Here is a 19,362-nt window from a genome sequence, read left to right as displayed (position 1 = left end):
TCCTCTCTCCGGCCGGGCCGGCGCTGTCAGGCCAGGTCGGCCGGGGCAGCGAGCCGCCCGGCCACCGCCGTCGCGGCGGCGACCGCGGGCGACACCAGGTGGGTGCGGGCCCGCGCCCCTTGGCGGCCTTCGAAGTTACGGTTCGAGGTGGAGGCGCAGCGCTCGACACCCTCAAGACGGTCGGTGTTCATCCCCAGGCACATCGAGCAGCCGGGCAGCCGCCACTCGGCGCCGGCGGCCGCGAAGACCTCGTGCAGCCCCTCCGCCTCGGCCTCGGCCCGCACCTGCATCGAGCCGGGGACGACCAGCATCCGGGTGCCGTCGGCGACGGTGCGCCCGCGCAGCACCCCGGCCGCGGAGCGGAGGTCCTCGATCCGGCCGTTGGTGCAGGAGCCGACGAAGACGACGTCGATCGCGAGGTCCCGCATCGACGTCCCGGGCCGCAGGCCCATGTAGGCCAGCGCCTTCTGCGCCGAGGCGCGTTCGAGCGGGTCGGTGAAGGTCTGCGGGTCGGGCACGGCGGCGGCGAGCGGCACGGTCTGGGCGGGGTTGGTGCCCCAGGTGACGAGCGGGGTGAGCCCGCCCACGTCGAGCACGACCGTGCGGTCGAACACGGCGCCGGGGTCGGTGGCCAGGGTGGCCCAGTCGGCGACGGCGGCGTCCCAGTCCGCCCCGGCGGGGGCGTGCGGGCGGCCGCGCAGGTACTCCAGGGTGGTCTCGTCGGGTGCGACGATCCCGGCCCGGGCGCCGGCCTCGATGCTCATGTTGCAGAGCGTCATCCGGGCCTCCATGGAGAGCCCGCGCACCGCGTCGCCCCGGTACTCGATGAGGTGGCCCTGCGCCCCGTTGGCCCCGATCCGGGCGATCAGCGCGAGGATCATCTCCTTCGCCCCGACCTCCGGGGGGAGTTGGCCGGTGAACTCGACGGCCAGGGTGCGCGGCCGGCCGATCTCCAGGCACTGGGTGGCCAGGACGTGCTCCACGTCGCTGGTGCCGATGCCGAAGGCGAGCGCGCCGAACGCGCCGTGCGTGGCGGTGTGGCTGTCCCCGCAGACGATCGTCATGCCGGGCTGCACCAGGCCGAGTTCGGGTCCGACGACGTGCACGATCCCCTGCCGCCGGTGGCCGACCGAGTAGAGCTCGACGCCCTGTTCGGCGCAGTTGCGGCGCAGCGTGTCCAACTGGACCAGGCTGACCGGGTCGGGCACCGCGGTCGCCGTGGTGGCGACGTTGTGGTCCTCCAGCGCGAGGGTCAGCCCCGGCCGCCGGACGCTGCGGCCGGCCAGCCGCAGCCCGTCGAAGGCCTGCGGGGAGGTGGCCTCGTGGGTGAGGTGGAGGTCGATGTAGAGGAGGTCCGGTCCGCCGGGCCGGGACGCCACGACGTGGCGCTCCCACAGCTTCTCCGCGAGTGTCCGTGCTGGGCCCATCGTCGTCCCTCTCTCCCCTGCGCTGTCCGTGCACCACGACCCTGGGGCGGAACCCCGGCCACCGCATGCCGTCCGGCCGTACGGACCTCAGCCTCCATGGCGCCACCCACCGCCCACCACGTCTTTAAGCCGGTGCGAAAACGCCCAGCACAGGCGATCACGTGCACGAAGAAAGGTGCAGAGAACTGCACCTCGGATCGGAAGTAAGCCCCCATGAAATCGGCGGCGCCCGGGTTCAGGATGGAGTCATCGAAGGCGGAACCAACGCCGGGACGACGGACAGAAGATCACCGGATCCCACGGGACCCAGGGAGGAAGCATGTACCCGATGCGCAGGAGCCACGGGGCCGAACCCGGACGCCGGCGGAGCAGGACGGTCGTGCTGACCCTGGCCGCCGTCCTCCTGGTCGGCGCCGGAACGTCCGCCTGCCAGGTCAGTACCAAGGCCGCCGACCGGATCGAGCTGTGCGCGAAGATCTTCGGCAAGACCTTCACGGATCCGTTCCCGGACAACGTGGAGGAGGCCCGCAAGAAGATGCGCGACCGGGCCGACGAGCTCGACGGGCTGGCCAAGCAGGCCGGGGACGACAAGCTCCGCAATGCGATCCAGTCGACCGCCGACAAGATGCGCAACGCCGACATCCGCGAGAAGGGTGCGGTGCGCACCGTGGTCGGTTACATCGGCGAGCAGAACGACCGCATCAAGGAACTGCGCCAGACCTGCCTCGACCACCACGACTACCCGTGATGACTGGGCTTCCGAACCAGCGTCACCGTTGAGCCTCCCAGAGCGCGCACGGTGACCACAGACCGGAATCGGTGAACAGGGAACTAACAGTTCCCCCACCGATTCCCTTGGCCGGGCCCCTCGTTGGGTCCCCCGTCTTCCGGGGGGCCCGGCCGTAAATCTCCCCGTACCAATACAAGCCAGGAGCAGTCATGCCCGATTCGAGTGGCTGGAAGCCCACTAAGGAACGTCCGATGTGGCCCTGGGTCGTCCTCGCGGTCGTCGCCGTTGGCGTTCTGATCAACGTGCTTATCACGATCTGACGAGCAGATCGAATCCGCGCCCGAGGAACTTCCGCGCTCTTGGCAGGTAGGCCGAGAGCGCGGACCCACGTCCGGCGCAACTTCGGCCCCACAGACCCCTCTCATCCCACCCGCCCCAAGGGTTACACGACCCGTCAGAGGGCGGTCGAACCGAGTCGAGTCCGCTATCCGGATCAGGTGCAGAGAACTGCACCTTCGAACTGGCGAAGACTCGACTGTCACCCCCCTAAAGCGCCACGTAGCGTAGTCGGTACGGGAACGGGCATGGCCATGTCGAAGATGCGGTCACGCACGATCGACCATCCACCTCACCGTGGATCCCGGCTCCCGACCCGCCTACATCAACGGCATTCATGGGGGACTCGTGCCACGTCTGCACTTCACGTCGGCAAGCCTGTTGAGAACGCGTATCATGCCGACCCCGGACTGGGTCAGCGAATCACTCTTCGCCCTGGACCTGCTCTCTTCCCGGCACCGCCAGGCGAAACGCCGGCTCCGATGGCATAAGACCCGCCCCGTGGGGCCGGCCCGTCGGCTGGGTCCCACCCACCGGCTCGGGTCCACCCAGCGGCTCGTCGAACTCGCCCGGACCATCCGCCCGTTCCCCGACATGGACATCATGGTCCGGCGCGCCCGCCACTCCGGGGACAGCGCCGACCTGCGCCTGCTCCGGGACCTGGAGTCCTTCTACCGCATCATGGTCGCCCCGCACTGGGACGTGATCTCCCTCACCGTCCAGAGCGACCGGAAGAAGCGACTGGAAATCCTCCAGGACTGCGGCGCGCGCAGCCTGCTGAGCTCCCTTCACCCGACCGTCCGGCTCTCCACCTGCTCGCTGGAGATACCCGGACAGAACGAGGACGTGCAACTGGCGGAGGTCGGGCTGACCATTGCGCCGTCCTACTTCCTGGCACCCGATTCCCCGGTCCTGGTGGACGACCACACCATTGCCGACGGACCCACCCTCTTCTACCCCATTCTCCCCGACGGACCGAACTGTGCGACCGAGGGCGTGATCGAAGCGGCAGCGATGCCGGCCTGAGACCGATGACCTCCGATCGCGACAGCATCGGAACTTCAAGGGGGAAAACAGCAATGCGACGCATATTCTTCAGTCCGGCGAGCCTGGCCAAAGTGTCGTCGGCCGCTCATCTGGATCCGATGCGAGAGGCGCTGTGCGCCCTCGAGACCTTCGCGACGGGCGGCGGAGGCCCCGTCTTCCATTCCTGGCGACGACGGGTCGCGGGTGAGCGGGACGGCCGGGCACTGGCCGAACTCGCCCGCACCGTACGACCTTTTCCGGATCTCTACCGAATTCTCGAAAACTCCTCCGCGGCCGGATCCGGGAACGAATTCCGACCGCGGGTTCTGCGTGATCTGGAGACGTTCCACCGGATCGCCGTGGAGCCCTACTGGGGCCAGGTGTCGACCCTGCTCGAGGTCGACCGGAACGCCCGGGCCCAGATCATGATGAGCGGCGGCGTCGACCAGTTGCTCAGCACTCTGCACCCGGCGATCCGCTGGCGCCCCCCGGTGCTGGAGGTCCCCGGCACGGGGCACGACATCAAACTGGAGTCGACCGGCCTGGAGATAGCGCCGTCGTTGTTCCTGTTCTCCCGGTCTCCGATCCTGGTCGAACAGCAGGGCGACCGGCCCCTGCTGCTGCTCTACCCGATCCCCGTCCCCCGCGACCGGGAGAACCTGTGGGACCCGGCGCCCGACGGCGACCAGGCCCTGGGGGCCCTGCTGGGGCGCACCCGGGCGGCCGTCCTCCAGGTGTTGACGACCACCTGCACCACCACCGAGGTCGGCGAGCTGGTGGGCATCTCCACCGCCGCCGCGAGCCAGCACACCGCCGTCCTGCGGGCGGCCGGACTTATCACCACCCTGCGCTCGCTCAACAAAGTGCACCACACCCTGACCCCCCTGGGCGGGGCTCTTCTTCGTGGGGATCCACTGGTCTGACAATTCGCCCTATACCGACGATTCCCGAAGTAACGAACCCGCAACACACTGCTAGGAGTGATCTCGATCTGACACGGATGGTCTAGGAAAGTGCACCATACATACGGATGCGGGCAGCATGGCCTAAACCCATTACGAGCGAGTAGGTTCTGGGCATGCAAGCACGATGCCTTGTCGCCGCACGCATCATTTACGGAAGCCTGGGAGCGGATTCATGATGGGAGGTGGACCAGCTGAGCGGGAAGCCGCCCCAGACTGTGCCGTCACGCTGGAAAACGTGTCGAAAATCCACCCGGGCACGAACGGTCCCACAGCGGTCCTGCGCGAGTTCTCGCTCGGCGTACGAAAAGGCCGCTTCTGTGCCGTCATGGGAGACGAACGCGCCAGCACCACGGCACTCCTGGAGTGCATGGCCGGCGTCACCACCCCGTCCACCGGAACGGTCCACTGGGCCGACGGCGAACGGGGCTCCGTCGGCGCGCTCTGGGGCCAACACGAGCCCGTCCACCCGAATGTGACGGTTCGTGAATTCGTCGATCCGGGCGTTTCCGCACTCGGCCGCCGCCAGGCCTGGCAGATCAGTCGGGTCACCCGACTCTGGCGCTGGCGGCGGCCGTTGCGGAGGCTGGGCCGGGTCCAGCAGCACAACGCCATGCTGGCCCGGCTGCTGGCCGGCTCCCCGCGCCTGCTGCTGGTCGACACCCCCGGCCACGACGACTCGCCCGAACTCGCCCGCGCCATCGGCGCCTCACTCCGCCGCGCGGTCCGCGCCCTCGACCTCACGGCGGTCCTCGTCACCACCGACCCGGAAGCCGCCGCGTGCGCGGACAGCGTCGTCTTCCTCCACCACGGCCGCCTCGCCGACGCCCTCGGACCCTCCACCCCCGCCGAGATCGCCGACTGCCTCCACCACCTCCGAAGAGGCTCGACCACCTGATCCGCCCCGCCTTCCCCGGCGCCCCTCTCCCAGGGCGCCCCCGGCGCCCCCTTCCCCGGCGCCCCTCGCCCTCCCCGGCGCCCCCCGGTCAAGCGGTGCACAGCGCCTCCCCAGCTGCGGCCCCCGCGCCCCGTGCGTCCTCCAGCGCACCGCGCCGGCGCATTCCGGACCGCCGCCCCGCACCCGACCGGCGACACCTCCCCCGGCAGGCCCCGGGCGGACACCCCCGCCATCGCCTGCCTCCGCCGGCTACCGCTGCCGCCGCCGCGAACCCGCCGGCCGTCAGCCGTCAGCCACCGCCGTCAGCCGCTCAGTGCGGCGGGGTCGGGATCAGGCTCGCCAGGGGGTTGAAGTAGACCTTGGACGGCATGCAGGCCGGGCCCGGGCTCCGCATGAGGCCGGTGTGCATCTCGCGCGAGCTGTGGGCGGGGTCGGTCCCGGCGAAGGGCAGGTAGATGAAGAGCTTGAGGCCGGCCGGGACGGCGTGGGGGCGGACGGTGAGGACGATCGGACCGGCGCCCTCCGTCCGCATGTCCCAACTGCCCTGGCCCTCCTGGTTGTCCGGGGCCTCCGGCTCGGGGGCGCGACAGCCGGGCTGGCCGGCGTAGACCCGGGCGGGGATCCCGAACCGGTCCAGGTCGCGCTGCAGTTGGTCCGGGTCGACCGGCTTGTACTGCTCCAGGATGGTGAGTTTGACGAGGTCGTCGCCGCCTTCGAGGGTGTACGCGGCGTTGTCGACCCGGCCCAGCTCGTGGCCGGTGCCGTCGGCCGGGTGCTGGGCGTCCGGGTGTTGGGCGTCCGGGTGTTGGGCGTCGGAGTGCTGAGCGTCCTGGTGCCGGGCGTCCTGGCGCCCGGTGTCCGGGGTGTGGCGGCCGGGGCCCGTGGCGAGGAGGGCGCCGGTCAGGGCGGCGGCCAGGCCTGCCGGGAGGGCCAGGCGCAGCGCCAGGCTGCGCCGCCGGGCCGTGCGCCGGGAGTTGTCGGTGACGGTGTCCATCAGGTGTTCCTTCAGCAGGAGGTGGCGGCCCGGGGGGAGCTCCGGAGCCGCCGGGGCCGGCAGCAGCCGGACCAGTTCCTCCCGCTCGGTCTGCTCGGACCGGTCCCGGGGGGTGGCGTTCATCGGGTCGTCTCCTTGTACGGCCGGACCGCGAGGTCGCGGTCACCTGCTACCTGTCCGCCGGCGCCCGGGCGTTGCGCACCACTTCCCGACCGCGCGGACCGTGACGCGGCGAGCTCCTTCGCCGTCAACTCCCGCAGCCGGGCCCGGGCCCGCGACAACCGCGAGCGGATCGTCCCCACCGGGCGGCCCAGCGCCTCGGCGACGGCCGCGTGGTCCAGGCCCTCCCACACGCACAGCGCGAACACCTCGCGCTCCGCCGGCCGCAGCCGTTCCAGCGCCGCCTTCGCGGCGGCCAGTTCCTCGGCGTCGGCGATCCGCCCCGCCAGGTCCCCGGCGAAGTCCGGCATCGCCTCGCGCGGCGGCAGCTTGGCCAGCGCCCGCTGGTGGCGCCGCGCGGCCCGGCGGGTGTTGCGGATGACGTTGCCCGCGATCCCCAGCAGCCACGGCCGCAGGCTCTCCCCCTCGGGATCGACCCGCGCGCGCAGCCGCCACGCCTCCAGGAACGTCAGCGAGACCACGTCCTCGGCGACGGCCCAGTCCCCGGTCATCCGCACGGCGTGCCGGTACACCGCCTGGGCGTGGTCCTCGAAGACCAGCCCGAACGCCGCCGCGTCCCCAGCGCGCACCCGGGCGCGTATCGAATTCTCCACACCAGCTCCTGTCCCGCCGCCGCCACCCGTTGCCGTGATCCACGCCACACCGGCCGGGCCACCGCACCGCGCCGGGCCGCCGCGCCGTCGACGAAGGATCCCCGAGCCCCTTCCGGAAGAAGGGACTCGGGGATCCTCGGACCGGCCGGCCCGACGCCGCCGGTCGGCTCGGGGCGCCGCCTCCGCGGTCAGGCCGGCTCGACCGGCTCCGCGTTCCGGGAGGCGGCCAGGGTGCGGCCGAGCGCGGCGAGGGTGGCGGCGACGGCCAGCAGGCCGACCACGACCGCGAGGTTGCGCCCGAGGTCGGCGAGGTTGCGCGGCAGCGTCCAGTAGTAGGGCGCGGGGAGCATGACCGCCCAGGGGAGGGCGGCCAGCGCCACGCCGACGGCGCGCGGCCGGTCGGGCCGGCGGGCGGCGAAGTGGACGGCGAAGGCGATCGCCATCACCACGGCGGGCCAGGCCGACGACGCGTCGAGCAGCATCTGGGTGCTGCGCGGGAAGACGATCATGGAGTAGTCCTCCAACTCGCGCCAGGGCCAGGCGAGGACGAGCGCGCTCATCGGCAGCACGATGGCGCCCGCCGCGACGACCGCCGCGACCCGGGCGCGGACCCGCTGGTCGACGCCGTCGGGCGGGGCGACGAGCAGCGGCACCCCGAGCAGGAGCCAGAGGGGCAGCTGGTGGAGGGACAGGAAGAGCACCCCGGCCGGGTGGACGGAGTAGCCGATCGCGGCGCCTATCCGGGCGAGGACGCCGACCAGCACCAGGACACGGGCGGCGCCCCAGTGCCCGAGGCCGGCGCCGAGCAGCGCGAGGAGCCAGGGGACGGTCTGGACCACACCCACCGCGGTCGCGGCCGTGGTGTGCAGGCCCATCAGTTCGGAGTGCGGCTCCGTGATGAAGAGGCCCATCAGCAGTTGGACGAAGGCCAGCGCCGCCCCGCCGGCCAGCAGGAACGGCGCGGCGCCGGCGAGCGCCCGGCCCGCGGGGTCTCCGGAGCTGAGCCGGGTCCGCAGCCGGGCGGCGTGCGCGGCCAGGGTGACCCACTCGCGCAGCACCGTGCGCCGGTCGGCGCCCTCGACGGACTCGGCGAAGACGGCGGCGATCTCCTCGCCGTGCGAGGCCCGGTAGGCGGCGGGGTAGATGCCGATCAGCGGGAGCCTGCCGGGCAGCGCCCCGGCCTGCTGCGCGGTCATGCCGCACCGCCGCTCAGCCGGAGCGCCCCCAGGCGCGGCCCCCGCCCGAGCGCGAGCCTGCGCTCGGCCTCGACGACTCCGGCCCGCAGCCGTTCCGTCTCCGCGCCCAGGACGTTCCGGCCGTCCTCGGTGAGGGCGAAGGTGCGCCGCATCCGGCCACCGACGACCTCCTCGTGGTCGATCCGGATCAGCCCCTGCTGGAGGAGCCGGTCCAGTGCGGTGTAGAGGGTGCCGGTGAGCAGCTTGGTCCGGCCGTCGGAGATGGCCAGGACTTCCTGGACGATCGCGTAGCCGTGCCGCGGGGCATCGGCGAGCGCGGTGAGCACGAGCCGGGTCGGCTCCTGTAGTTGACGGTTAGCCATGGCCGTGAGCATAGATCAATGGCAAACATATGTCGATGATTTAGCTATCGGCCCGCTCCACCCCCGCACCCGGCGGCCGCCGGGACGGGAAGGCGCACGGTGAACACCGAGCCCGCGCCGGGGGTGCTGGCCGCGTGGACGCCGCCGCCGTGGAGCTCGGCGAGCTTGCGGACGATGGCGAGGCCCAGACCACTGCCCCCGCTCTGCCGGTTGCGGGACTTGTCGGCCCGCCAGAAGCGCTCGAACACCAACGGCAGATCCGCCTCGGCGATGCCGCCGCCGGTGTCGGCGACCTCGATCAGCAGGGCGTCGGACTCCGTCCGGGTCCGCAGGGTGACCGTGCCGCCCGCCGGGGTGTGCCGGACGGCGTTGGCGACCAGGTTGCCCACCAGCTGGCGCAGGCGCACCGGGTCGGCGGACACCTCGTACCCTGCCCTGGTCGTCGAGGCGGTGTCGACGACCAGGGCCACGCCCGACGCCTGCGCCCGGGCGCCGTGCGCGGTGGCGACCTGGGCCAGCAGGTCCTCGACGTCCACGGGCTCGCGGTGCAGGGCCAGTTCACCGGCGTCGGCATCGGCGAGGTCCCGCAGGTCGTCGATCAGGTGCTGGAGTTGCAGGGCCTCCTCCAGCAGCGAACTCGTCAGGGCGCCGTCGGCGGTGACGACGCCGTCCTCGACGGCTTCCAGCCAGCCGCGGATGTTGCTGAGCGGGGTGCGCAGCTCGTGCGCGATGTCGCCGACCATCGCCCGGCGCAGCTCCTCCAGCTGTTCACGGCGCTGCGCCATGGCGTTGAAGGCGGCGGCGAGTCCGGCGATCTCGTCGCGGCCGGTCGCGGTCACCCGGGCGGAGAGGTCCCCGTCGGTCATCCGCCGGGCGGCACGGGTGAGCGCGTTCAGCGGCCGGGAGAGCCGCAGGCCGACCACCGTGGTGATCGCCACGGTGACCGCCAGCACCAGCGCGGCGACCTCGGCGACCCGCCCGCGGTGCGGGGCGGACAGCACGGGTGCCTGGTCCGCCGCGCCGGCGGGCGCGCCGACGAACAGCAGCACCGGCGGCGCAACATACCGGACGAGCTGCTGCCGACGGGAGTTGGCGAGGCAGGCGGAGATCACCTGCTCCTGCTCCCGGTCGCGGGCCGGGGCCCACTGGAGCCCCAGGGACAGCGTCACGGGCCGGATCTGCTGGCGCTCCAGGCAGGCGTTGACGAGCGCGGTGAGGTCGGCGAGGGCGGCGCTCTCGGTGCGGGTCGGGGCGTCCAGCACCAGCGGGGACGCGCAGCGCACGCCGAGCGGCCGACCGCCGGGGACGCTCACCACGGGGCGGCCGGCCGCGTCGTCGGTGACGGTCGCCTCGACGCCCAGTTCCGACCGCAGGCAGCCGGCCCGGTCCCGTGCGGCCTCCTCCATGGCCGCGCGCTCGGCGGTCGTCAGCCGGAACGGGCCCACGGCGCGGGCGTCGATCCGGTCGGCCGGGGCGTCGGGCAGCATGGCGAGGTCGACGGAGAGCGGGTCGACGGTCGTGGTGGGCGTCCGGGGCAGCACCGTGCGGTCGGCGGCGCCCGGGGTCGGTGACCCGGGGGCGGTGGCGGCCGGGGGCGGTGACCCGGGGGCGGTGGCGGCCGCGGTCGGTGACCCGGGGGCGGTGGCGGCCGCGGTCGGTGACCCGGGGGCGGTGGCGGGGGTCCCCGAGGTGGCGGCCGGCCCGGATGCGGTGGCCGCGGAGTCGACGACCGGCTCGAAGCGCGGCGTGGTCAGCAGGATGCGCTGCCCGGTGTCGGCGGCGAGCCGCCGCACGGTGCTCTCCGCACCCGTCCAGTCGGGGTGGGTCGCGGCGTAGCCGAGCAGCTCGTGGTAGATCCGGGCCTGGTCCGCGAGGACCTGGCGCTGCTCCTGCCTGATCGCGCCCGTCGTGGTGCGGGCGGTCAGCCAGGCCGTCGCGGCGATCGAACAGAGCGAGACCAGGGCGGAGAGGGCGAGCAGCCGGACCAGCAGGCTGCGGCGCGGCGGGGCGTCACGACGCACCGCGCGGCCCCTCCGCGAGCTTGTAGCCGATGCCGTAGACCGTCAGCAGGCGGGTGGGGCGCCGCGGTTGGGGCTCGATCTTGCGGCGCAGGTTCATCACGTGGGTGTCGACGGTCCGGGTGGTGATGTACCGGTCGATGCCGTGCAGGTGCTCCAGCAGCTGGGCCCGGGTGAAGACCCGGCCGGGCTGGGCGGCCAGCACCTGGAGCAGCCGGAACTCGCCGGGCGTGCAGCTGACGGGCCGTCCGTCGGCGGTGACCTCGTGGCGCAGGGGGTCGATGGTGAGGCCCCCGGCGGTCAGTACGGCCGGGGCCGCGGCGGCGGGCGGCGCGGTCGGCGGCAGGGTGGGCGCGGCCGCCGGCGCGGGATCACCCGGGGTCAGCGGCCGGGACCCGCGGCGCAGCAGGGCCCGGACCCGGGCCACGAGCTCGCGCGGGCTGTACGGCTTGGTGAGGTAGTCGTCGGCGCCGAGGTCGAGGCCGAGCAGCAGGTCCTCCTCGGCGGTACGGGCCGTCAGCATCAGCACCGGCAGGGCGGATTCGGCACGCAGGGCACGGCAGACGTCGAGCCCGTCCATGACGGGCATCATCACGTCGAGGACCAGGAGGTCCGCCGGGCCGCGCCGGGCCTGCTCCAGCGCGGCCCGGCCGTCGTGGACCACGACCACACGATGTCCTTCCCGCTCCAGGTACAGGCGGGCCAGGTCGGCCTGCTTGGGATCGTCCTCGGCGACCACGACATGTGCGCACATGAGGATGATCGTAAGTCGCCCTCCGGAAGCACCCCTACCGGTTCCTGACAGCCTCTCGACAAGTTCCTGACACCGACGGACCAGGGTGGGTGGAGTCCGCCGGGGGAAGCCCCCCGGCCCCGCCTCCGAAAGGCTCCCGCGTGATGCCCTCCCGCCGCCTGGTGTCCCTCGCCGCCCACGTCCTCGGGGCAGCCCTGCTGCTGTCCACCGTCCCCGCCGCCGCGGCGACGGCCGCCGGGCACCGGCCCGCCCCGGCCGCGCCCACCGTCGAGGCGGCCGAGGTGATGCCGCACCTCCAGGCCCTGCAGCGGATCGCGGACCGCAACGGCGGCAACCGCGCGCACGGCACCAAGGGGTACGCGGAGTCGGTGGCGTACGTGAAGCACGCGCTGGACCGGGCCGGCTTCCAGACGCAGCTGCGCCGCTTCACCCACGACGGCAAGGAGGGCTACAACCTGATCGCCGACTGGCAGGGCGGCGACCCCGACCACGTGCTGCTCACCGGCGCCCACCTGGACAGCGTCCCGATGGGCCCGGGGATCAACGACAACGGCTCCGGCTCGGCGGCCGTCCTGACCACCGCCCTCCAGGTGGCCAAGGCCAAGCTGAAGCCCGAGCGGCACCTGCGCTTCGCCTGGTGGGGCGCGGAGGAGCTGGGGATGGTCGGCTCGGCGGACTACGTCAAGAACCTGTCCGCAGGCGACCGCAAGGCCATCGACCTGTACCTCAACCTCGACCAGGCGGGCAGCAAGAACCTCCAGCAGTACCTGCTGGTGAAGGACGCGAAGAACAACGAGACCGCGGCCTTCCAGGCCTTCGACAAGTGGTTCACCGACCGGGGCCTGGCCACCTTCGACATCCCGCTGGACAGCTCCGACAGCCAGCCGTTCGGGGACGCGGGCATCCCGTCGTCCGGCTTCAGCAGCGGCGTCTCGGACTGCCTGCACAGCGCGTGCGACAACCTCGCCAACGTCGACCCCGCGACGCAGGCGACCAGCACCAACGCCATGATCGGCGTCGTCTGGCAGTTCGCCACCGCCAAGCCCGCGGCCACCAAGCCCGCCGCCCCCGCCGCCGACCGGTCCTGACCGCCCGTCCCCAGGGAGCACTGATGCGCACACCACCGCCCCGCCCCCGCAAGGCCACCGTCCTGCTGGCCACCGCCACCGCCCTCGGCGTCGCCCTGACCGCCCTCCCTGCGGGCGCCGCCGGGATCGGGGACCCGTACTTCCCCGAGGACGGCAACGTCGGCTACGACGTGGCGAACTACGACGTCCGGATCGCCTACGACCCGGCGCACCCCGACCAGTTGAACGGCGACACCACCGTCACCGCCCGGGCCCTGCAGTCGCTGGACCGCCTCTCCCTGGACCTCAAGGGCTTCCAGGTCACGTCCGTCACCGTGAACGGCACCCCCGCCAAGTCGTTCTCCCGCTCCGGCACGCACAAGCTGGACATCGTGCCGGCCCGCCGGGTGGCCGGCGGCGCCACCTTCGCCGTACGGGTGGTCTACGCGGGCAAGCCCGACCCCGAGGGCTGGCACCAGCTGGTGTCCGGCGGCGTCAACGCGATGGGCGAGCCGCACTCGGCGACCTCCTGGTTCCCGTCCAACGACCACCCGTCCGACAAGGCCACCTTCTCGCTCGCCGCGACCGTCCCCGACGGCTGGACCGCCATCGGCAACGGCCGACCCGGCCAGACCACCAGCAAGGACGGCTCGACGACCTTCCGCTGGCGCGAGGACAAGCCGATGGCGACCTACCTCAGCACCGTCGCCATCGACAAGTTCACCGTCCACCGCTCGGCGCTGCCCGACGGGACACCCGTCATCACCGCCTACGGCCCGGACGTGCCGATCGACGACATGGCCAAGGCGACCGAGGCCCAACAGCCGGAGATCATCGCCTTCCTGGCCTCCAAGTTCGGCCCGTACCCGTTCTCCTCCGCGGGCGCCATCGTCCGCAGCTGGACCAAGGAATCGGGCACCGGCGCACCGGACCTGGAGACCCAGAGCCGGCCCACCTACACCAACTACTTCTGGGACTCCGCGGCGGTCCACGAGATCACCCACCAGTGGTTCGGCGACAGCGTCTCGTTCACCGACTGGCGCGACGGCTGCATCGCCGAGTGCGTCGCCCAGTACGCCAACCAGCTGTGGGACGAACACCAGGGCAGCAACCTCGACACCGGCTTCTACGCCCCCGGCGTCGAGGAGAACCGGAACAAGCCGGAGTACTGGTCCACCAAGCTCTACGACCCCGGACAGGGCCAGGAACTCGCCGCGGCCCTCTACTTCAAGGGCTCCCTGATGATGCACGCCCTGCGGCGCACCGTCGGAGACGACACGTTCTTCGCCACCCTCAAGCGCTGGACCGCCGACCACGCCTACGGCAACGCCTCCTTCCCCCAGTTCGAGGCCCTCGCCGCCAAGGTCTCCGGCAAGGACCTCAAGGGCTTCTTCGACGCCTGGGCCCACGGCACCACGATCCCCCCGAAGGAATACCTCTACCCCGGCCCCCTGTCCCCCCTCGCCCCACCCACCAGCCGGTAACACCCCCACCCGATCCTCGCACCGACGCCAGCCCTCCTGATCTCTCATCAGGAGGGCTCGCGCACGCCCTGCGTCGCCCGTACTCCGGGCCCACGTCACCGCGACGTTTTCAGCCCTTCTTCATGGCGAACCCCTGATCGACCAGCACCCACAGGTCCTTCCCGTTCTCCTCTGCCGTCAGCCAGAGAGGCCGCCTCGAAGACCGCCCCGCCGCCTCAGAAGCTGTGCGCCGCTATCTGCGGCAGTCCGAACAGGTCACTGCAGGAGCGCCTTAACGGCCATACCGAGGACAGCCGTCCCAGGAACCACGATGAAGAACCAGCCGACAACCAGCGCGATCACCGGGATCGACTTCTTCTCAGCACCCTCCACGAAGAAATCGCGGATACCGCGAAAATTTGTGACCAAGGCTAATCCCAGGACAACCGGTATCAGCATCCCAAGCACGACCATCAAAACTCCTGACTTCACAGGAAAGCGACCGCATACGGTAGCACCGCCCGGCGAGAACCGACAATCCATCGGTTCGCCTGAACACTAGCCTTCCTCGTTCACTTGCAATCCTCCACGCAACAGCTCCACGAGCTAGCCCTTCAAAAGATGAGCGCCCCATCCGGCAACTGGATGGGGCGCTCATCTCAGAGACCTACTGGCAATCCACAGCCAGCGGCCTACTGCCGGGAGAACGGTTCTTGACCAGCGTCCACGCCAGTCATCGTCAGCCACTCCCCGTCCTGCTGCTTGGAATACTCACTCGTGGCGGACTCGCCGAGCGATTACTCGATGAGCCCCACCAGGATTGAACGGGAAGTTACCGTAGGTGCCCAGAATAAACACCTGGGTCCCCGATGCGCATCACGCGCCCGGGGACCCAGATGTCGCAAAATCAGGATCTAGGAGCAGGCGCGGGCATCACTACCATTGCGTAGATCACACCAAGTACGCTCATCAGCAGGAAGGGCCAAGCACCCGCAAGGAGATAGATCAGTGGGGGCAGAGCAAACAACACGGCAGCCACCCCCCGAAAATTCCTCCCCCTGGCCGCCCAAAAAGAGACCAGGAAGAGAAAGAACAGTGTGGGGACAGTTATTGTGAGCGAGATAAGCGCCAGCAGCTTGAGGCTATCCAGGGAGTCGGCTCGAGAGAATCCATTGGCGTCATGCCCTCCGGGCGCAAATGCTGAAAGAACGAGCATAAAAACGCACACGGGGGCCACGCACACCGCAAGATATCTCAGCAGCGCCCGACTGAACCACCGGCCGACTCGATTAAATCTGTTGATCAGCACCCTGATACACACCCGCCATTCTGGTAGGTACGGCCCGAAGGCGAGAAGAGGGATGACACAAACGGAACTGCAAGCCGACCAGGATCTCCCCGAATTGGGGGCAATCGCGTGGGGAATCTCTCCTCGACGATACCGGGTGCCCACGGAAGTCTGAACGACCAGGGCACCGAACCACTGCGGCCTCCCCGAGTCCTGCTCGGGGAGGCCGCGGCCGTGTCGGCGGCGCCGGCCGGGCTCCCAGGGGGGCCGCTATACACCTGTGTGTATACATGGCCTGTATAGTCCCGGAGCATGTCACTCGGACAGCTGTTCCTCGGCCTGCTGGAGACCCAGCCCCGCCACGGATACGACATCAAACGCCTCCATGACGAGCACTTCGGGCGCGACCGCGGCCTGCACTACGGGCAGGTGTACGCGACGCTCTCCCGGCTGTTGAAGAACGGGCTGGTGGTGGTCGACGGCGTCGAGGCCGGCGACGGCCCGGAGCGGAAGCGGTACGCGATCACCGATGCCGGGGTCACCGACCTCGCCAACTGGCTCGCGCACCCGGAGAGTCCGCAGCCGTACCTGCAGAGCACGCTCTACCAGAAGGTCGTGCTCGCCCTCCTGACCGGCCGCTCCGGCGCCGACGTCCTGGACGCGCAGCGGGCCGAACACCTCAAGGAGATGCGGGAGCTGACCCGCCGCAAGCTCACCGGGGACCTCACCGACCAGCTGATCTGCGACCACGCCCTGTTCCACCTGGAAGCCGACCTGCGCTGGCTGGAGCTCACCGCCGCCCGCCTGGACGAACTCGCCGCCCGCATCACGGAGTCCCAGCGTTGACCATGCCCGAACCCCTGCTCGCCGCCCACGACCTGCACAAGAACTTCGGGCTCACCCCGGCGCTCGCCGGGGCCTCGCTCACCGTCGCGGCCGGCGAACTCGTCGCCGTGATGGGCCCGTCGGGCTCCGGCAAGTCCACCCTGCTGCACTGCCTCGCCGGGATCACCCGACCCGACAGCGGCCGCCTCCGCTACCGGGAGCGCGACCTCACCGCCTGCTCCGACGCCGAGCTGAGCGCCCTGCGGCGTACCGAGTTCGGCTTCCTGTTCCAGTTCGGCCAGCTCGTCCCGGAACTCTCCTGTCTGGAGAACGTCGCGCTCCCGCTGCGCCTCAACGGACTGCGCCGCCGGGCCGCCGAGGCCCGGGCCCGCGAATGGCTGGAGCGCCTGGAGGTGGACGACGTGGCCGCCAAGCGCCCCGGCGAGGTCTCCGGCGGCCAGGGGCAGCGGGTCGGCGCCGCGCGGGCCCTGATCACCGGGCCGAGGGCGGTCTTCGCCGACGAGCCGACCGGCGCGCTCGACTCCCTCAACGGCGAGCGGGTGATGAAGCTGCTCACCCAGGCCGCCCGGGAGAGCGGCGCCGCCGTCGTCCTGGTCACCCACGAGGTCAGGGTCGCCGCCTACGCCGACCGCGAGATCGTCGTCCGCGACGGCCGCACCCGCGACCTGGCGGGCGCGATATGAGCAGTTCCACCACGAGCGGCCCCGGCCCGAACGCGACCGCCACGAGCGCCCCCGCCACGAACATCCCCGCCGTCGACCGGGTCCGCTCGCCGTTCCTGGACCAGCTCGGCCTCGGCGTGCGGCTGGCCCTCACCAACGGGCGGGACGGCTGGGGGCGGCTGCTGCTCACCGCCTGCGGCGTCGGCCTGGGGGTGGCACTGCTGCTGTTCACCGCCTCCTTCCCCGGCATCGTCCAGCACCGCAACGAGCGCCTGTACATACAGAACGACACCTTCCGCGACGAGGACCTGCCCACGCCCGGCGACCGGACGGTCCTCATCGCCACCGCCGACACCACCTTCCGGGGCACCGCGATCCGTGGACGGGTCGTCCAGCCCGAGGGCCCGGACGCGGCGCTGCCGCCCGGAGTGGCCGCGTACCCGCCGCCGGGGCGGATGGTCGTCTCGCCCGCCCTGGCCGCGCTCCTGAAGGACCCGGCCAACCAGCTGCTGCGCGACCGCCTCCCCTACCCGGTGGTCGGCGGCATCGGCCCGGACGGCCTGCTCGGCCCCGGCCAGGCCGACTACCTGCTCGGCAGTGACCGGCTCTCGCTGGACGCCGGAGCCGCCCGCGTCACCTCGTACGGCCACTTCTCGCCGCCCAAGCCGATGGACTCCCGGCTGATCCTGCTCAACGCCGTCGGCCTGACCGTGATGCTGGCCCCGGTCGGCGTCTTCCTCGCCGCCGCCGCCCGCTTCGGCGGCGAACGGCGCGACCGCAGGCTCGCCGCGCTGCGCCTGGTCGGCGCGGATCGCCGGATGACCGCCCGGCTCGCCGCCGGGGAGTCCCTGGTCGGCGCGGTGCTGGGCCTGGTCGCGGGCGCGGCGCTGTTCCTGCTCGGCCGGCGGCTGACCGGCCACCTGCGGCTCGCGGGCTTCAGCTTCTACCCCGAGGACATCGCGCCGCACCCCGCCATCGCCGCCGCGATCGCCGTGGTCGTGCCGCTCCTCGGCATCGGTGTGACCCTGCTGGCGATGCGCCGGGTCACCGTCGACCCGCTCGGTGTGGTCCGCCGGTCCGGCCCCGGCCGGCGCCGGATCGGGTGGCGGCTGGCGCTGCCGCTGGCCGGCCTCGCCCTGACGGCGCTCGCGCTGGCGCTGCCCGCGCAGTACAACCCGTCCGGGATAGGGCCCACCGCCGTCTTCAACTCCGTTCAGGACAGTCGCGGTTCACTGCTGGTCGCGTCCGGCGTGCTGCTGATGCTGGTGGGCGTCTGCACCCTGCTGCCCTGGCTGGTGGAGGCCGCCACCCGGCGCTCCGGTGGTGGCGTGTCCTGGCAACTCGCCATCCGAAGGCTCCAGTTGAGCTCGGGCCCCGCCTCGACCGCGGTCAGCGGCGTGGTCGTCGCCGTCGCCGGGGCGATCGCCCTGCAGACGCTCTTCCTCGGTGTCAGCGCGAGCTACGAGGACCGCCCCGGCCCCCGCGCCGCGGTCGGGCCGTACCAGCACTCGGTGTCCTTCCCCGGCGGCGGCCCGCAGGCCGACCGGCTCGCCGACTCGCTGGCGCGCTCCCCCGGGGTCCAGGCCACCGCCGCCTACACCGAGTTCGCCCTGGAGACCCCCACCGCCAAGCTCTGGGAGCTGCCCTCCGTCCGGATCGCCGACTGCGCCGTGCTGCGCGGCTTCGCCACCCTGCCCGACTGCAAGGACGGTGACGCCTTCGCCGTCCAGGGCCGGACCACCCGACCGGACGCCGGCCCGAGCGGCGGCACGGACGGCGGCACGGACGCCGGCAGCGACGCCCCCGCCGCCGCGGCCAAGCCCGGCACGACCGTCCACGCCGCGTTCTTCCGCGGCGACGGCGAGCCGCCGTCCTGGCCGCTGCCCGCCGTGACGGCCACCGTCGAGCCCGTCGAAGGCGCCGACCCCAACAGGCGGCTCGGCTTCGGCCTGCTGCTCCTCACCCCGGGCGCCGCCCCGGCCGCCGCACTGCGCGGCCAGCCCGCGACCGTCCTGGTCTCGATGGCCCCCGGTCTGCCGGACCCGAAGGAGCAACTCGCGACCGACGTCATGGCGATCGACCCGCAGGGCCTCGCCGGGTCCCCGCTCGACCGCGCCGTCGACCCGACCTACCTCGCCGTCAAGCGCCTGCTCACCGCCGGCTCCGCCGTCACCCTGCTGCTGGTCGCCCTCAGCCTGCTGGTCGGCCAGCTGGAGCGCTTCCGGGAGCAGCGCCGCATCCTCGGCGTGCTGAGCGCCGTCGGTACCCGCCGCCGGGTCCTGGGCCTGTCGGTGCTGTGGCAGACCCTCGTCCCGATGGCCCTGGGCATGCTGCTGGCCGTCGTCGGCGGCCTGCTGATGGGAGCCGTCCTCCAGTACACAGCGGGCCTGCCCTTCGCCCTCGACTGGGGCTCCATGCTGGCCATGTCCGCGATCGCCGCCGGCGCCGTCCTCCTCACGACCGCGCTCGGCCTGCCGCAGCTCCTGCGCCTGATGCGGCCCGGCGAACTGCGCTACGAGTAGCACCGGCCACCGGGGGCCGTCCCGCCAGGCGGCGGCGA

The 19,362-nt window shown here is 72.1% G+C and carries 17 protein-coding genes; 9 read left to right on the top strand and 8 right to left on the bottom strand.

Annotated elements, in window-relative coordinates:
* Nucleotides 1-26 precede the first annotated feature (26 nt).
* The gene (gene leuC, locus ACFVTF_RS22080; protein ID WP_371519800.1) at nucleotides 27-1,427 is read right to left on the bottom strand and encodes a 3-isopropylmalate dehydratase large subunit; all 1,401 of its coding nucleotides are present in this window, start codon (nucleotides 1,425-1,427) and stop codon (nucleotides 27-29) included.
* A 328-nt stretch (nucleotides 1,428-1,755) separates the two neighbouring features.
* Here leuC and ACFVTF_RS22075 point away from each other — a divergent pair, with 328 nt between their 5' ends.
* The 4 genes from ACFVTF_RS22075 to ACFVTF_RS22060 all read left to right on the top strand — a co-directional run bounded on the left by ACFVTF_RS22075 (nucleotide 1,756) and on the right by ACFVTF_RS22060 (nucleotide 5,379).
* Nucleotides 1,756-2,175 (top strand): hypothetical protein, encoded by a 420-nt coding sequence (locus ACFVTF_RS22075; RefSeq protein WP_363585146.1) that lies wholly within the window; start codon nucleotides 1,756-1,758, stop codon nucleotides 2,173-2,175.
* 819 nt (nucleotides 2,176-2,994) lie between these two features.
* Nucleotides 2,995-3,519 (top strand): hypothetical protein, encoded by a 525-nt coding sequence (locus ACFVTF_RS22070; protein WP_387815757.1) that lies wholly within the window; start codon nucleotides 2,995-2,997, stop codon nucleotides 3,517-3,519.
* A gap of 380 nt (nucleotides 3,520-3,899) precedes the next feature.
* Nucleotides 3,900-4,442, top strand: coding sequence for an ArsR/SmtB family transcription factor (locus ACFVTF_RS22065; RefSeq protein ID WP_371519795.1), 543 nt, complete (start codon nucleotides 3,900-3,902; stop codon nucleotides 4,440-4,442).
* Nucleotides 4,443-4,608: 166 nt separating this feature from the next.
* Nucleotides 4,609-5,379: an ATP-binding cassette domain-containing protein gene (locus tag ACFVTF_RS22060; protein WP_387815755.1), complete on the top strand. Its 771-nt coding sequence runs from the start codon at nucleotides 4,609-4,611 to the stop codon at nucleotides 5,377-5,379.
* Between the two features lie 310 nt (nucleotides 5,380-5,689).
* Here ACFVTF_RS22060 and ACFVTF_RS22055 read toward each other — a convergent pair whose 3' ends face one another.
* From ACFVTF_RS22055 to ACFVTF_RS22030, 6 genes are all read right to left on the bottom strand, one after another.
* Entirely contained in the window at nucleotides 5,690-6,496 is an 807-nt protein-coding gene (locus ACFVTF_RS22055) for a hypothetical protein (RefSeq protein ID WP_387815753.1), read from the bottom strand.
* A complete protein-coding gene (locus tag ACFVTF_RS22050) occupies nucleotides 6,493-7,146 on the bottom strand; it encodes an RNA polymerase sigma factor (protein ID WP_387815752.1) in 654 nt (217 codons plus the stop codon). The genes ACFVTF_RS22055 and ACFVTF_RS22050 overlap by 4 nt, the downstream gene beginning before the upstream one ends.
* Before the next feature lie 188 nt (nucleotides 7,147-7,334).
* Complete coding sequence (locus ACFVTF_RS22045; RefSeq protein ID WP_387815750.1) at nucleotides 7,335-8,342, bottom strand: hypothetical protein; 1,008 nt, start codon at nucleotides 8,340-8,342, stop codon at nucleotides 7,335-7,337.
* Nucleotides 8,339-8,704 carry a PadR family transcriptional regulator gene (locus tag ACFVTF_RS22040; protein ID WP_387815748.1) on the bottom strand — a complete coding sequence of 122 codons (366 nt, stop codon included), beginning with the start codon at nucleotides 8,702-8,704 and terminating at the stop codon, nucleotides 8,339-8,341. Before ACFVTF_RS22040 ends, ACFVTF_RS22045 begins: the two co-directional genes overlap by 4 nt.
* Before the next feature lie 44 nt (nucleotides 8,705-8,748).
* Nucleotides 8,749-10,725: an ATP-binding protein gene (locus ACFVTF_RS22035; protein ID WP_387815746.1), complete on the bottom strand. Its 1,977-nt coding sequence runs from the start codon at nucleotides 10,723-10,725 to the stop codon at nucleotides 8,749-8,751.
* Entirely contained in the window at nucleotides 10,715-11,476 is a 762-nt protein-coding gene (locus tag ACFVTF_RS22030; RefSeq protein ID WP_387815744.1) for a response regulator transcription factor, read from the bottom strand. The genes ACFVTF_RS22035 and ACFVTF_RS22030 overlap by 11 nt, the downstream gene beginning before the upstream one ends.
* A 143-nt stretch (nucleotides 11,477-11,619) precedes the next feature.
* On the opposite strand from ACFVTF_RS22030, the gene ACFVTF_RS22025 reads away from it, so the two are divergent.
* Nucleotides 11,620-12,564, top strand: coding sequence for a M20/M25/M40 family metallo-hydrolase (locus ACFVTF_RS22025; protein ID WP_387815742.1), 945 nt, complete (start codon nucleotides 11,620-11,622; stop codon nucleotides 12,562-12,564).
* Between the two features lie 23 nt (nucleotides 12,565-12,587).
* The gene (locus ACFVTF_RS22020; RefSeq protein ID WP_387815740.1) at nucleotides 12,588-14,027 is read left to right on the top strand and encodes a M1 family metallopeptidase; all 1,440 of its coding nucleotides are present in this window, start codon (nucleotides 12,588-12,590) and stop codon (nucleotides 14,025-14,027) included.
* Nucleotides 14,028-14,282: 255 nt separating this feature from the next.
* Here the strand turns inward: ACFVTF_RS22020 and ACFVTF_RS22015 are convergent, their stop codons facing one another.
* Nucleotides 14,283-14,480 (bottom strand): hypothetical protein, encoded by a 198-nt coding sequence (locus tag ACFVTF_RS22015; protein WP_380561834.1) that lies wholly within the window; start codon nucleotides 14,478-14,480, stop codon nucleotides 14,283-14,285.
* A gap of 1,126 nt (nucleotides 14,481-15,606) precedes the next feature.
* Between ACFVTF_RS22015 and ACFVTF_RS22010 the strand changes: the two genes are divergently transcribed.
* The 3 genes from ACFVTF_RS22010 to ACFVTF_RS22000 are packed head-to-tail and all read left to right on the top strand — an operon-like array spanning nucleotide 15,607 to nucleotide 19,324.
* Nucleotides 15,607-16,140 carry a PadR family transcriptional regulator gene (locus ACFVTF_RS22010; protein WP_363374032.1) on the top strand — a complete coding sequence of 178 codons (534 nt, stop codon included), beginning with the start codon at nucleotides 15,607-15,609 and terminating at the stop codon, nucleotides 16,138-16,140.
* Nucleotides 16,141-16,142: 2 nt separating this feature from the next.
* On the top strand, nucleotides 16,143-16,823 hold the full coding sequence (locus tag ACFVTF_RS22005) for an ABC transporter ATP-binding protein (RefSeq protein ID WP_387815736.1): 681 nt from the start codon (nucleotides 16,143-16,145) through the stop codon (nucleotides 16,821-16,823).
* Nucleotides 16,820-19,324, top strand: coding sequence for an ABC transporter permease (locus tag ACFVTF_RS22000; protein ID WP_387815734.1), 2,505 nt, complete (start codon nucleotides 16,820-16,822; stop codon nucleotides 19,322-19,324). Before ACFVTF_RS22005 ends, ACFVTF_RS22000 begins: the two co-directional genes overlap by 4 nt.
* The last annotated feature ends 38 nt before the right edge of the window (nucleotides 19,325-19,362 follow it).

Origin of the sequence: Kitasatospora sp. NPDC057940, from assembly GCF_042887425.1 — a bacterium.
Lineage (GTDB): Bacteria > Actinomycetota > Actinomycetes > Streptomycetales > Streptomycetaceae > Kitasatospora.
Note: the sequence above shows the minus strand (reverse complement) of the source record. Positions and strands in the feature narration are given on the sequence as shown.